We start from the raw sequence: 13,981 nt of genomic DNA, 5'->3' as shown, positions 1-13,981 counted from the left end.
TGAGCCGGGCAGGGCATGATGAGCAGTGACAAGCAGCGCGTCTATCTGTTCGACACCACGCTGCGCGACGGCGCGCAGACGAGCGGTGTCGACTTCACGCTCTCCGACAAGGTCACGATCGCCGGCCTGATCGACCGTCTCGGCATCGACTACGTCGAGGGCGGCTATCCGGGCGCCAACCCGACCGACACCGCCTTCTTCGCCGAGAAGCGGACGAGCCGAGCGAAGTTCACCGCCTTTGGCATGACCAAGCGGCCGGGCGTCTCGGTCTCGAACGATCCGGGCCTGGCGACGCTGCTCGCGGCGGAGGCGGACGCGATCTGCTTCGTCGCCAAGTCGTGGGACTATCACGTCACCTTCGCCCTCGGCACCACGCTCGAGGAGAACCTCGACGGCATCCGCCTGTCGGTCGAGGCGGCGGTCGCGCGCGGCCGCGAGGTGATGGTCGACTGCGAGCACTTCTTCGACGGCTTCAAGGCCAATCCGGACTACGCGCTCGCCTGCGCGCGGACCGCGCGGGCGGCCGGCGCGCGCTGGGTCGTGCTGTGCGACACCAATGGCGGGACGCTGCCGCACGAGATCGAGGCCATCGTCGCCCGTGTGACGGCGGTCGTTCCCGGCGACTTCCTCGGCATCCATGCCCATAACGACACCGAGCAGGCGGTCGCCAATTCGCTCGCCGCCGTGCGGGCCGGGGTACGCCAGATCCAGGGCACGCTCAACGGCATCGGCGAGCGCTGCGGCAACGCCAACCTCGTGTCGATCATCCCGACGCTGAAGCTGAAGCCGGAATTCGCCGATCGCTTCGAGATCGGCGTCTCGGAGGATGCGCTGCGCGACCTGACCCAGCTCTCGCATGCCTTCGACGAGCTGCTCAATCGCGCGCCGAACCGGCATGCGCCCTATGTCGGCACCTCGGCCTTCGCGACCAAGGCCGGCATCCATGCCTCGGCGCTGGTCAAGGACCCCAAGACCTACGAGCACATTGCGCCCGAGAGCGTCGGCAACCGCCGCCGCGTGCTGGTCTCCGACCAGGCCGGCAAGTCGAACCTGCTCGCCGAGCTCGCCCGCTTCGGCATCGAGGTGCGCAAGGACGATCCGCGGCTCGATACGCTACTGGCGGAAGTGAAGCGCCGCGAGGCGGAGGGCTTCTCCTATGAAGCGGCCGACGCCTCGCTCGAACTGCTCGCCCGCCGCACGCTCGGCGAGGTGCCGGAGTTCTTCAAGGTCAAGCGCTTCCGCGTCACGGTCGAGCGGCGCTACAACGCGCGCGGCGAGCTGATGACCGTCTCCGAGGCGACCGTGAAGCTCGCCGTCGGCGACGACGTGCTGCTTTCGGCGGCGGAGGGCAACGGTCCGGTCAACGCGCTCGACGCCGCGTTGCGCAAGGATCTGGGCCAGTATCAGCCGTTCATCGCCGACCTCGAACTGGTCGACTTCAAGGTCCGTATCCTCAACGGCGGCACGGGGGCGACCACCCGCGTGCTGATCGAATCGAAGGACGGCCAGGACAACAGGTGGTTCACGGTCGGCGTCTCGGAGAACATCATCGACGCCTCGTTCCAGGCGCTGATGGACTCGGTCGTCTACAAGCTCCTGAAGGCCGGCGCCCCGGTGCTCGGCATCACGACGGCGGCGGCCGCGGAGTAAATCGCTATTTCTGGCGCATGCGACCGCGTCGGCGGGAACCTGTCGCCTGTTTACAAATGTCCATATGTCCACTAGTCTCGACATATGGAAAATGAGGACGTCATCGAAGCGCTGTCTGCGCTGGCGCAGACCACCCGGCTGGAGGTCTACCGGCTGCTGGTGCGCTACGAACCGGAGGGCCTTCCCGCCGGTGAGATCGCGCGCCGGCTCGGCGTTCCGCACAACACGATGTCGAGCCATCTCGCGGTGCTCTCGCGGGCCGCGCTCGTGCGCAGCGAACGCTACAGCCGACAGATCGTCTACCGCGCCGACCGTGCTCGGGTCGCCGCTCTGACGGCGTTTCTCGACGAGGATTGCTGCGGAGGCGCCGCGCGCTGTGCGCCGGCCGAGCCGAAACCGGGAAGCAGAACGAGCAGCGAGGGCACAAGCATGGCGGACCGATACAACGTACTCTTCCTTTGCACGGGCAACTCCGCGCGCTCGATTCTCGCCGAGAGTCTGCTCACCAAGCTCGGCGAAGGGCGTTTCCAGGCTTTTTCGGCCGGAAGCCAGCCGAAGGGGACGGTCAACCCGATCGCGCTTCGGGTTCTCGAAAGTTACGACTTCCCGGTCGCGGGCATGCGCTCGAAGAGCTGGGAAGAATTCGCCGGCCCGGGCGCGCCGGTCATGGACTTCGTTTTCACGGTCTGTGATTCTGCGGCGGGAGAGACGTGCCCGGTCTGGCCGGGGCAGCCGATGACGGCCCATTGGGGCATCGAGGACCCTGCCGCGGTCGAGGGCACCGACATCCAGAAGGAGGCGGCGTTCGTGCAGGCGTTCCGGTATCTGCGCAATCGAATCTCGGCGTTCGTCGCGCTTCCGGTCGGCAGCCTCGATCGGATGACGCTTCGCAACCGCCTCGACGGTATCGGCCGGCTCGAAGGCGCCTCCGGGCTCGCCACGGAGGTGAGCCGGTGACCGCAATCACGATCTACCACAACCCCGCCTGCGGCACGTCGTCGAACGTCCTGGCGCTGCTGCGCCGCGCCGGTCCCGAGCCGCGCGTGATCGAGTATCTGACGACGCCGCCGAGCGGCGCCGAACTGGTCGACTTCGCGGCGCGCATGGGCCTGCCGCTCAAGGCGCTGCTGCGCGAGAAGGGCACGCCCTTCGAGGCGCTCGATCTCGGCCGAGCTGGCATCACGGACGCGGAGATCCTGGCGGCGATCGCCGAGCACCCGATCCTGATCAACCGGCCGATCGTCGTCGCCCCGGCCGGCGTCCGGCTGTGCCGTCCCTCCGACGTCGTGCTCGACCTGATCGACGCGCCGCGCGAGCGCCTGACCAAGGACGACGACGCGCCGTACCTGAAGGACGAGCCGGTCGGCGCGGCCGAAATCGCCGCGCCGCTGCAGGCCGCCGGCCTCCACATCGAAGACATCGCCGAGCCCGGCCGCAGTTTCTTCCGCTATCGAACCCTCGACGGCGCGACGGTAGGATGGGGCGGCTTCGAGATCCATGGCGCGGACGCGCTGCTGCGCTCGATCGTGGTCGAGCCGCCTGCGCGCGGCACCCGGATCGGCCGCAATCTGGTGGCGCTGTTGATGCGCCGCGCCTTCGATCGCGGCGCGACCCGCGCCTATCTCGCGACCCGCGACGCCGCGCCGTTCTTCGCCGCCTGCGGCTTCAAGCCGATCGCGCGCGAGGCGCTGCCGCCGGCGATCGCCGCGACGCGACAGCTCGCCGACCTCTGCCCGGCTTCGGCAACGGTCATGAGCCGGAGGATCACGCTGTGAGCGGGGCCATCAGCCGCAACGATACCGGGCTCGCCGCCCGTGTCTTGGTCGCCGAGGCGCTCGGCACGGCGCTGCTGGTCGCAGTCGTGGTCGGCTCGGGCATCATGGCCGAGCGGCTGGCCGGCGGAAACGTCGGGCTGGCGCTGCTCGCCAATGCGCTCGCAACCGGCGCCGGGCTCTATGTGCTGATCTCGGTGTTCGCGCCGATCTCCGGGGCCGAGTTCAATCCGGTCGTGACCATGGCCGGCTGGCTCCGCGGCACCCATGACGCGCGTGGGGCGCTCGCCCGCATCGCGGCGCAGGGCCTCGGCGGTATTGCCGGAACGGCGCTGGCCCATGCCATGTTCGGCTTGCCGCTGCTGGCGGCCTCGACCACGGCCCGCACCGGCGCTCCGCTGTGGATCGCCGAGGTCGTCGCGACCTTCGGGCTCCTGTTCACGATCCTCAGGCTCGTGCGCGCCCGCTCGTCGGCGATCCCGACCGCTGTCGCGCTCTACATCACCGCGGCCTACTGGTTCACCGCCTCGACCTCCTTCGCCAACCCGGCCGTGACGCTCGCGCGCGCCTTCACGCCGACCTTCGCCGGCATCGCGCCGGCGGATGTGCCGATGTTCGTCCTCGCGCAGATCGCCGGCGCGCTCGCCGCGCTGCTGCTCGACGGCTGGTTTGCCGAGCGCGAACCCGGCGTGGCGGTCGGTCCCTCGGCATGATCATCGCCCGCGCGACGACGCTCTCGGGCCGGAGGCTCGCCCTCGTGGTCGCTGCGCTCGGCGTGACCCAGATCATCGGCTACGGCACGCTCTACTATGCCTATGGGGTGCTCTCTGACACGATCGGCGCCGATCTCGGGCTGTCGCACGGCTGGATGTACGGCGCGTTCTCGGCCGGGCTGCTCGCCTGCGGCCTCTTTGCGCCCTGGTCAGGACGCGCGTCGGACCGGTTCGGGCCCGACCGCGTGCTGGTGGCGGGATCGTTCGCCGCCGCCCTGTCGCTCGCCGCGCTGGCCTCCGCGAGCGGACCGGTCGGCTTCGCCACGGCGCTGATCGCCACCCAGATCGCCTCGGGCTTCGTGCTCTACGAGACCGCTTTCGCTGCGCTGGTCGAACTCGCGGGCCCGACCGCGCGGCGCGCCATCACGCACCTGACCCTGATTGCCGGCTTCGCCTCGACGCTGTTCTGGCCGTTGACCGCCAAGCTCGCCGGCGCCTTCGATTGGCGCACGGTCTTGTTCGTCTATGCGGCGCTCAACGCGCTGGTCGCCGCGCCGCTGCACCTCGTCATCGTCGGCGCTCGCCGTCGCGCGCGGGTGGCCGAGACCGGGCCGATCGTCTCCTCGGCGCCGGCCGTTGCCACCGCGCCGCGACCCGATCCGGGCCCGAATGCGGAGGCGGAGACCCGCGAGCGGCGCCCGCTGGTGCTCATGCTGGTCATCGTCGGCTTCACGCTCGGCGGCTTCACGCTGACGGGCCTGCTCGCGCAATTGGTGCCGCTGCTCGGCAGCCTCGGCATCGCGCGCGAGGCGGCGGTGTCGGTCGGCATGATCTTCGGCCCGGCACAGGTCGCCTCGCGGCTGATCAACATGCTCGGCGGCAACAACCTGTCGCCGGTCACGCTCGGCACGCTGTCGAGCGCGATGGTGGTCGCAGGGCTCGCGATCCTGATCCTCGGCGGCGGCGATCCGATCGCGCTCGTCGCCTTCGCGGTGCTCTATGGCGCCGGATCGGGCATCGTCAGCATCGCGCGCGGCACGGTGCCGCTCGCGGTCTGGGGCCCGTTCGGCTACGCGAGCCGGCTCGGGGTGATCTCCTCGGTGCGCATCGTGGTCAGCGCGCTGGCGCCTTTCGCGGTGGCGGCGATCGCCGACGGGATCGGCGCGGCCGCCGCGATCGCGGTTCTGATCGGGCTCGGCGCCCTCGGCGTCCTCGCCTTCGTCTGGCTCGGCCGGCTGGTCTCGGAGCGGCCGATCGACCGCCTCGCCGCCTGAACGATCGACCGATCCTCAGCGGATCCGCTCGATCGCCCGCATCGACAGCGCCGCGACCACGCCGAATGCCGCGAGCAGCACGGCCGCGATGTAGAAGCCTTCCGCATAGCCGACACCGCGGATCACCTGACCCATCAGCGCCGGGCCGAGGCCGGTGCCGAGGAACAGCGAGCAGGCGAAGGTCGCCAGCGCCGAGCCGCGGGCCTCGGGCGCGATCTCGGTCGCGCGGGTCTGCAGGTTGGTGTGGATCAGATAGAAGGCGAAGCCGAGCAGGAACAGGAAGCCGGCGTAGGCGACGAGCGGCACGTCGAGCGGGATCAGCACCGCCGCGACAGCCGCGACGAAGCCGCCGGCCGCGATCATGCCGTAGCCGCCGAGCAGGCGCAGCAGAAGCGCCGTCGTCAGGCTGAACGCCGCGCCGCCGAGCCCGAACGAGGCCGTCACCGCGCCGATCGAGCTCGACGAGAATTTCCGGATCTCGGTCAGATACGGCGCCACGTAGGGCACGACGGAGAAGATGAACATGCCCTCGACGAACACGATCGTGAGCAGCACCTGCGCCTGCGGGCGCTTGAGGATCGTCGCATAGCGGGCGAGCGCGCCGCCGATCGTCAGCGGCTCGGCGGAGCGCGTGGTCGAACTCGGCACCAGGAACAGCACGACCGCGACACCGAGCCCGATCGCGCCGTAGCCGATCGCGATCCCGTGCCAGGGCACCACCTCGGCGACGAGGCCGGTGACGAAGCTGCCGGCGATCTGGCCCATCACGACCGCGAGCATGAAGCGCGAGATCGCGACCTGCCGCCGTTCGAGCGCGATCGTGTCGCCGATCGTGGCGAGGCCGAGCGGGATGATCGCGCCGCCGAAGGCGCCCGAGACGAAGCGCGTCGCGATCAGCACCGGGAAGCTCGGCGCCAGCGCATAGGCCATGATCAGGAGCGACAGCGCGATCAGCGCCGAGCGCACCACCAGCGTCTTGCCGAACCGGTCGCCGAGCGGCCCGAACACGAGCTGGAACAGCGCGTAAGGCACGGCATAGGCGGTGGTCAGCCACGCGACCTCCGACGGCAGCACGCCGAAGTCATGCGCGAGCTGCGGCACGAGCGGCTCCGGCATGCGGAGCACCATGGTCGACAGAAAGGCGGCCGCGGCGAGCGCGATGAGAGCGGGCATGGAGAAAAAACGCGGCAAGGAGGGCAGGGCCGGCGTGAACGCACGGCGGAGCGCGCACCATGGCCGTGGTGGCGCGCGCCGGTCAACCCGAGCCGGCCGCATGGCAGGGCGCCCGGCACCGGGACGGGCCGGTCACGCCCGCGACAGGACGGCGGGTCCATGGTCGCCTCATGCCGCCGGGGGCGAGGCCGCCGGACGAAGGGTGCGTCGCAGAAGGGAGGAAACCATGGTCCATGCCGCTGCAGCCGCGGGCTTTCAAGCCGCCGCCGATACCTATGCCGCGGCGCGTCCGGAATACCCGGCGGCCCTCGATGGCTGGCTGAAGCACACGCTCGGTCTCGGCCCGGACCGGCGCGCCGTCGATCTCGGCGCCGGCACCGGCAAGTTCACCGGCCGCCTGGTCGAGACCGGTGCCAGCGTGACCGCGATCGAGCCGGTCGCCGCCATGCGGGCGAAGCTCGCCGCGGCCCATCCGGGCGTCGAGGCGCTGGAGGGCACAGCCGAGGCGATGCCGCTCGCCGATGCCTCGGTCGATGCGGTCGTCTGCGCGCAGGCGTTCCACTGGTTCGCGACCGAAGCCGCGCTCGCCGAGATCCGCCGCGTGCTGAAGCCCGGCGGCGTGCTCGGCCTGGTCTGGAACGTCCGCGACGAGAGCGTCGCTTGGGTCGCGGCGCTGACCGCGGTGATCGACCGCTATCAGGGTGACGCGCCGCGCTATGCCTCGGGCGCGTGGCGCAAGGTGTTCCCGGCCGAGGGCTTCTCGGCGCTGGAGGAGGCCCGTTTCGACAATCCGCAGGTCGGGCCGGTCGAGACGGTCGTGGTCGATCGGCTCCGCTCGACGAGCTTCATCGCGGCCGCATCTCCTGAGGTTCAGGCCGAGATCATCGGCGCGATCCGCGCCATCGTCGATACCCATCCGGCGCTGGCAGGCAAGGAGGTGGTGGCATTCCCGTACCGGACCTCGGCCTTCCATTGCCGTAAGCTCGGGTGACGAGGGCCGGCGCTCCGCGTGAGGTCGCGGCGCCGCTCAGGCTGCCGCGGCCGGCTGGCGCAGAAAATCGATCATGACCCGGACCTTCTGCGGCAGGTAGCTCCGGCTCGGGTAGAGCAGCCAGGCGGCGGTGTCGAAGTTGCTGGCAGAGGCTTCGTAGTCCGGCAACAGGTCGACGAGCCGCCCGGCGGCGAGATCGGGCGCGGCCACCCAGTCGACCAGCAATGCGGGGCCGAGCCCGAGCTTCGCCGCCTCGTAGACCGACAGCGCGTTGGAAATCACCACGCTGCCCGAGATCGGCACCGACAGGATGCCGCCCGCGCCGTCGTGGCGCCGGAACAGCCAGCGCGACCGGAATTCCGGCAGCGAGAACAGCACGCAGTCGCGCGTCGCGAGCGCCTGCGGCCCGTCCAGCGATCCATGCCGCGCGAGGTATCCGGGGCTGGCGCAGACCCGGTAGCGCATCGGCATCAGCCGCGTGCAGACGACGTCCGCATCGATGCTCGGCGCCAGCCGGATCGCCAGATCGACCCGGTCGCGCACCATGTCGACACGCTCGTCGGTGATGATGAGGTCGAGCGTCACGCGCGGATAGGCCGCCCGGAACGCGGCGAGTCGCGGCAGCAGCCACTTCACGCCGAAGGCGACCGAGGCGGTCAGGCGCAGTTCGCCGGCCGGCTCGGCCGTGACCGCGCGGCCTTCCTCGGCCGCCGCCTCGAAGCGTCTCGATCGAGCCGGTCGCGCGTTCGAGGAACATCGTGCCGGCCTCGGTCGGCGACAGACGTCGCGTGGTGCGGTGGAACACCCGGAAGCCGAGCGCGCGCTCGACCTCGGCGACCGCCCGCGACACGGTCGAGGGCTCGGTGCCCCGGTCACGCGCCACCGCCGCGAAACTGCCGCGCCGCGCCACTTCGAGCAGGAGCTTCAGGCCGTCGAGATCCATTGCGTCCTCATTCGTGCGATTTGTGCACGAGTGTAGCACGAGCCTGGCCATTTTTTGCGTGACGGAAGCCGAATACCCAAGGCTCACCCCACGAACTGGAGGATGAAGCCATGCAGATCACCCAATCCGTCGCGCTGGTCACCGGCGCCAACCGCGGCATCGGTCGCGCCCTTGTCGAAGCGCTGGTCGCCGGTGGCGCCACGAAGGTCTATGCCGCCGGCCGCGACCGCACTGCACTCGATGCGCTCGCCGCCTCGGCGCCGGGCCGGATCGTGCCGCTCACGCTCGACGTCACCGATGCCGATGCGGTCGCGCGGCTCGCCTCGATCGCGCCTGACGTCAACCTGCTGATCAACAATGCCGGCGTGCTCGACTTCGGCTCGCCGCTCGACATGCCGATCGCGGCGATCGAGCGCAATTTCGCGGTGAATTTCTACGGCCCGATCCGCACCACCCGCGCGCTCGCGCCGGTGATCGCCGGCAACGGCGGCGGCGCGGTGGTCAACATCGCCTCGATCGTCTCGCTGGCGAGCATGCCGTCGCTGTCGGGCTATGCCGCCTCGAAGGCCGCGCTGTGGTCGTTCGGCCAGGCGCTGCGGGCCGAACTCGCGGCCAAGGCGATCGCCTTCCATTCGGTGTTCCCGGGCCCGGTCGATACCGACATGGCGGCCGAGATCCCAATGCAGAAGACGAGCCCGGCCGAGGTCGCCCGCGCGATCCTCGCCGGCGTCGTCGAGGGTCGCGAGGATATCTTCCCGGATCCGATGTCGGCCTCGGTCGGCGCGGCCTGGGCACAGGACCACAAGGCGGTCGAGAAGCAGTTCGCCGCCTGATCCTTGTGACGGATGCGGATCCCGTCCGGGCGGCTCAGAGCCGCTCGAGCGGGACCGCGTCGGTCTTGGGGCGGGCGTCCTCGAGCGCCTGGATCTGCGCGACCCGCTTGCGGATCTTCGGCAGGATCTGGTCGACCGAGGTCGCGACCCCGTAGGACAGTTCGAAGCCCGGCCGGATGAAGGCGCTCGCCGACATGTGCTCGAACAGCGAGACGAGCGGATCCCAGAAGCCGTTGATGTTGGCGAGCATCACCGGCTTCTTGTGCCGGCCGAGCTGCGCCCAGGTCATCTGCTCGACGACCTCTTCGAGCGTGCCGATGCCGCCGGGCAGCGCCACGAAGGCGTCGGAATGCTCGAACATCAGCCGCTTGCGCTCGTGCATGTCGAGCGTGACGATCAGTTCGCTGACCTCGGGCAGCATCACCTCGCGATCGACCAGGAACTGCGGGATGATGCCCGTAACCTGGCCGCCCTTGGCGAGCGCGGCGCGCGCGACCGTTCCCATCAGGCCGACGGAGCCGCCGCCATAGACGAGACGGATGTTTTCGGCCGCGAGCAGGTGGCCGAGCGCTTCGGCGGTTTCCGTGAACACCGGATCGTTGCCGTGGCCGGAACCGCAATAGATGCAGAGGGATCGAATGTCGGTCATGGGCCGAGGTTTGGCAGGCGGTCCCCGGCCCGTCAAGCCGGCGTGCGTGCACTGCGGCGCTGTTCCGCACGGCAGCTTTGATCGGCCGGCGACACTGTGTTTCCAGGATTTGCGGCTTCTCGGCACTTTCGTCCTGAAATTCGTGCCTATATGAGGTGTTCCCGATCCGAATGCCTCTTCCATGCCCGCGCCGATCCGAGCCGTTGCGACCGGCGCGGCGCCCGCCGTTCTCGAAAGCCTCGCTTCATGCCTCCAGCGACCGCCAAGGCCGGACCGCGCATCTCCGCCGACGAGGGCCAGACGCTCCAGACCCTGAAGAATCTCTGGCCGCATCTCTGGCCGGCCTCGCGGCCGGACCTGAAGCGGCAGGTCGTCTGGGCGCTGCTCGCGATGCTGGCCGGCAAGGTCGCGACGATCCTGCTGCCCTACTTCTTCAAATGGGCGACCGACGCGCTCGCCCCCGATGCCGTCGCCCAAGGCGCGACCCAGCCGACCACCTTGCAGTGGCTGTCTGTGCCGATGTTCCTGGTCATCGGCTACGGCCTCATGCGCATCGTCGCCAACGGCTTCAACCAGCTCCGCGACGGCCTGTTCGCGGCGGTCGGCCAGCATGCGGTGCGCGAACTCGCGAGCCTCACCTTCCGCCATCTGCACGACCTGTCGCTGCGCTTCCACCTCTCCCGCCGCACCGGCGGCCTGACGCGGGTGGTCGAGCGCGGCGCGAAGGGTATCGAGACGATCGTGCGCATGACGATCCTCGCCGGCGCCCCGACCATCGTTGAATTCGCGCTGATGGCGGTGGTCATCGCCTGGGAATTCGACTGGATGTACGTCGCGGTGATGGGCGTCACCGTCTGGGCCTATGTCTGGTTCTCGGTCAAGGCATCGGACTGGCGGATCAACATCCGCCGCGACATGAACGACGCCGATACCGATTCCATGTCGAAGGCGGTCGATTCGCTGCTGAACTATGAGACGGTGAAGTACTTCACCGCCGAGCAGATGGAGTCCCGCCGCTACGACCGCGCGATGGACAAGTACGCGGTCGCCGCGACCAAGACCTACACCTCGCTCGCCTGGCTCAACATGGGTCAGGCCGTGATCTTCACGCTCGGCATGGCCGCGACCATGGCGCTCTCAGCGCATGCGATCCTGAAGGGCGAGCAGAGCGTCGGTCATCTGGTGATGATCAATGCGCTGATGATGCAGCTGTCGATCCCGCTGAACTTCATCGGCACGCTCTACCGCGAGATCAAGCAGGGTCTCGCCGATATCGAGGCGATGTTCGCCGTGCTCGATGTGCCGGCCGAGGTCACCGACAAGCCCGGCGCGCCGCCGCTCGCCATCCGTGAGGCGACGGTGCGCTTCGAGGACGTGCATTTCCACTACGACCCCGAGCGCGAGATCCTGAAGGGCGTCTCGTTCGAGGTGCCGGCCGGCAAGACCGTCGCGATCGTCGGCCCGTCGGGCGCCGGCAAGTCGACCATCTCGCGGCTCCTGTTCCGCTTCTACGATGTGAGCGCCGGCCGGATCCTGATCGACGGCCAGGACATCCGCGACATCCAGCAGACCTCGCTGCGCGCAGCGATCGGCATGGTTCCGCAGGACACGGTGCTGTTCAACGACACCGTTGCATACAACATCCGCTACGGCCGCCAGGGCGCGACCGAGGAGGAGGTGCGCGAGGCCGCGCGCATGGCGCAGATCGGCGAGTTCATCGAGCGCCTGCCGAAGGGCTACGATACCGAGGTCGGCGAGCGCGGGCTAAAACTTTCCGGCGGCGAGAAGCAGCGCGTTGCGATCGCCCGTACGATCCTGAAGGCGCCGCCGATCCTGATGCTCGACGAGGCGACCTCGGCGCTCGACACCCACACCGAGCGCGAGATCCAGTCCGCGCTCGATCAGGTCTCGAAGAACCGCACCACGCTGGTCATCGCCCATCGTCTGTCGACCGTGGTCGGCGCCGACGAAATCCTGGTCTTGCAGCAGGGCGTGGTGGTCGAGCGCGGCAAGCACGAGGACCTGCTGGCCGAGGGCGGTCTCTACGCTTCGATGTGGGAGCGTCAGCGCGCCGTCGACGAGGCGCGCGAGCGCCTGCGCGAGACGGTCGAGAACGACAAGCTCGGCCTCGCGGTCCGTGGCGCCCGTGCCGGCGAGGAAGTCCCGGCCGAGTGATGCCCCCACTGGTCAGGGCCGTTCGATCGGCCCCGACCGGTTGGCGTCAGCCGGAGACCGTCATCTCGATCCGGCCCGAATTGTTCTCGTAGAACCCCCAGGCGTCGTTGGCGAACACATAGAGATAGCCGTCGGCGTTCGGTGCGACCGTGGCGCTGGAGCCGATCGGAAATACCTGATGCGGCAACGGCGCCTTGTCGCGCGCCGCCTCGGCCTGTTTCGGCGGCACCGTGTCGGGGACCGGGGCTTCGTTGGCGATCACCCCCATCAGCATGAACCACGGATGTTCCGGAAACCGCCGCGCGAACGGCGCCTGCGCGCGGTAGCGGCGGGTTGCGAAGCGGAACACCGCCTGCGCCTGTTCGAACACCCAGGCGACCGCATAGCCGAGCTTGGCGACGCGAAAGCCCGGATGGATGCCGTCAGGCCCGGCCGGGATGCTGGCGTCGCGCCATTCACCCTCGGCCGTGAGGGTGTAGCGGCGCCCCTTCTGGAGAAAGATCCCGGTATTGACCCAGTGCTCGCGTGCCGAGACCGTGACTTTCGCCGCGGCCCCCGGCGCGACCGTGCGCGTCGGCCGGTAGGGGTATTGTGCGATCGGCGGCCGCGCCTGCCGGGCGAGCGCGCTCTGGTCGAGCACGTCCGCCGTCTGGCTGAGCGGATCGACGATCGGTGCCGCGCGGGGGCAGGTCTTCATCTTGGCGAACACGCCGGTCGCCGAATTGTGCAGCACGTCCTGGAAGCCGCGCTGGACGATCTGCACGGTCATCATCGGATCGAAGCCGAGCCCAGCGTCCTTGGCCTCGCCGATCATCCAGTCGAGCGTGCGGTCGGACAGACCCTTGTTCACATACCCGCCGCCGACGTCGCAATGCGCGCCGGGGAACCAGACCTGCTTGACCGTCGGTCCGGGCGGGATTTTGGTCCAGAGCGTCGGCAGAAAGGTCTGTCGCCGCTCGTCGAGCGCGATCGCGTGGCGCGCATGCGTGCAGACCGGCGACAGTTCGGTGTCGTGGAAACGGTAGCGCTTGGGCCGGTCGAACAGCAGGTCGACCACGCCCCAGTCGTCGGGAATCCCGAGCGAGCCGACCGTGTCCCAGACGCCGATGAAATGGATCGGCACCGAGCGGAACGACGACTGACCCGGCGCGACGCCGATGTATTCGAGATCCGCGCCGATCTTCGGCGGATGCGCCGGATCGGTGAAGGCGCGGTAGCGCGCGAACACCGTGTCGACCGCCTGCCAGACCGCGTCCGGCTTCATGCCTTCGAGATCGACGAGCCCGCATTTGGCGATCATGCCGCCGACGCTGCGCGCGGTGAAGGCGCCGCGGCTGAAGCCGAACAGCCAGATCTTGTCGCCGGGCCGCCAGTGCTCGGCGAGCCACTTGTAGGCGCTCTTGACGTTCTTCGACAGGCCCGCGCCGGTGGCGCCGCCGAGCAGGCGGTCGAGCCAGCCGTTGGTGCCGACGCCGGGGTGATAATAGACCCGCTGGTCCTCGCCGTCCGGGCTCGTCGGGGCGAGGCAGTTCCACAGGCGCACCACATTCGTCGGCGTCGGTACGTCGCCGGTCAGGTCGTCGATCGTGTTCCAGGTGCCGTCGCAACACACGATCCAATGCGTCGATTGCCGGTCCGCCATGGTGGTCGCCTCCCCAGTCGGTCCACGGTAGAGCTTTGAGGATTAAACGTCCAGGTTTTGGGTTGGCATCCATGCACGCTGCTCGCTGGCAGGAGCGTCGATGCCGGTGCGGCGGTGTTCGTGTCCGCGTGATGACGCGAGCGGCGCGCCGATCGCGACCCGGCTC

General features: G+C 69.4%; 12 protein-coding genes and 2 pseudogenes. 9 read left to right on the top strand and 5 right to left on the bottom strand.

Annotated elements, in window-relative coordinates; all coding sequences use genetic code 11:
* The first annotated feature begins 18 nt into the window (after positions 1-18).
* The 6 genes and pseudogenes from cimA (at position 19) to ABS361_11595 (ending at position 5,409) form a co-directional block, all read left to right on the top strand.
* Positions 19-1,650, top strand: coding sequence for a citramalate synthase (cimA, locus tag ABS361_11620; GenBank protein XBY42772.1), 1,632 nt, complete (start codon positions 19-21; stop codon positions 1,648-1,650).
* An 84-nt stretch (positions 1,651-1,734) separates the two neighbouring features.
* A pseudogene (locus ABS361_11615) lies at positions 1,735-1,971 on the top strand (metalloregulator ArsR/SmtB family transcription factor).
* Positions 1,972-2,079: 108 nt separating this feature from the next.
* Entirely contained in the window at positions 2,080-2,607 is a 528-nt protein-coding gene (locus tag ABS361_11610) for an arsenate reductase ArsC (GenBank protein ID XBY46879.1), read from the top strand.
* Positions 2,604-3,425, top strand: coding sequence for an arsenic resistance N-acetyltransferase ArsN2 (gene arsN2 / locus ABS361_11605; protein ID XBY42771.1), 822 nt, complete (start codon positions 2,604-2,606; stop codon positions 3,423-3,425). Before ABS361_11610 ends, arsN2 begins: the two co-directional genes overlap by 4 nt.
* Complete coding sequence (locus ABS361_11600) at positions 3,422-4,135, top strand: MIP/aquaporin family protein (protein ID XBY42770.1); 714 nt, start codon at positions 3,422-3,424, stop codon at positions 4,133-4,135. The genes arsN2 and ABS361_11600 overlap by 4 nt, the downstream gene beginning before the upstream one ends.
* A complete protein-coding gene (locus ABS361_11595) occupies positions 4,132-5,409 on the top strand; it encodes an MFS transporter (GenBank protein XBY42769.1) in 1,278 nt (425 codons plus the stop codon). The genes ABS361_11600 and ABS361_11595 overlap by 4 nt, the downstream gene beginning before the upstream one ends.
* A gap of 15 nt (positions 5,410-5,424) precedes the next feature.
* Here ABS361_11595 and ABS361_11590 read toward each other — a convergent pair whose 3' ends face one another.
* Entirely contained in the window at positions 5,425-6,582 is a 1,158-nt protein-coding gene (locus ABS361_11590) for an MFS transporter (protein ID XBY42768.1), read from the bottom strand.
* Positions 6,583-6,808: 226 nt separating this feature from the next.
* On the opposite strand from ABS361_11590, the gene ABS361_11585 reads away from it, so the two are divergent.
* Entirely contained in the window at positions 6,809-7,573 is a 765-nt protein-coding gene (locus ABS361_11585; protein XBY42767.1) for a methyltransferase domain-containing protein, read from the top strand.
* A gap of 36 nt (positions 7,574-7,609) precedes the next feature.
* Here ABS361_11585 and ABS361_11580 read toward each other — a convergent pair whose 3' ends face one another.
* The gene (locus ABS361_11580) at positions 7,610-8,209 is read right to left on the bottom strand and encodes a substrate binding domain-containing protein (GenBank protein XBY42766.1); all 600 of its coding nucleotides are present in this window, start codon (positions 8,207-8,209) and stop codon (positions 7,610-7,612) included.
* A gap of 184 nt (positions 8,210-8,393) precedes the next feature.
* Positions 8,394-8,516: pseudogene (locus tag ABS361_11575) on the bottom strand (LysR family transcriptional regulator).
* Positions 8,517-8,626: 110 nt separating this feature from the next.
* Between ABS361_11575 and ABS361_11570 the strand changes: the two are divergent.
* Entirely contained in the window at positions 8,627-9,349 is a 723-nt protein-coding gene (locus ABS361_11570) for an SDR family oxidoreductase (GenBank protein ID XBY42765.1), read from the top strand.
* A gap of 34 nt (positions 9,350-9,383) precedes the next feature.
* Here ABS361_11570 and ABS361_11565 read toward each other — a convergent pair whose 3' ends face one another.
* On the bottom strand, positions 9,384-9,998 hold the full coding sequence (locus ABS361_11565; GenBank protein XBY42764.1) for a TIGR00730 family Rossman fold protein: 615 nt from the start codon (positions 9,996-9,998) through the stop codon (positions 9,384-9,386).
* Positions 9,999-10,244: 246 nt separating this feature from the next.
* Between ABS361_11565 and ABS361_11560 the strand changes: the two genes are divergently transcribed.
* Complete coding sequence (locus tag ABS361_11560) at positions 10,245-12,173, top strand: ABC transporter ATP-binding protein/permease (GenBank protein ID XBY42763.1); 1,929 nt, start codon at positions 10,245-10,247, stop codon at positions 12,171-12,173.
* Positions 12,174-12,219: 46 nt separating this feature from the next.
* Here ABS361_11560 and ABS361_11555 read toward each other — a convergent pair whose 3' ends face one another.
* Positions 12,220-13,815 carry a DUF2235 domain-containing protein gene (locus ABS361_11555; GenBank protein XBY42762.1) on the bottom strand — a complete coding sequence of 532 codons (1,596 nt, stop codon included), beginning with the start codon at positions 13,813-13,815 and terminating at the stop codon, positions 12,220-12,222.
* Between the last annotated feature and the right edge of the window lie 166 nt (positions 13,816-13,981).

The organism is Ancalomicrobiaceae bacterium S20, from assembly GCA_040269895.1.
Classification (GTDB): domain Bacteria; phylum Pseudomonadota; class Alphaproteobacteria; order Rhizobiales; family Ancalomicrobiaceae; genus Methyloraptor; species Methyloraptor flagellatus.
Note: the sequence above shows the minus strand (reverse complement) of the source record. Positions and strands in the feature narration are given on the sequence as shown.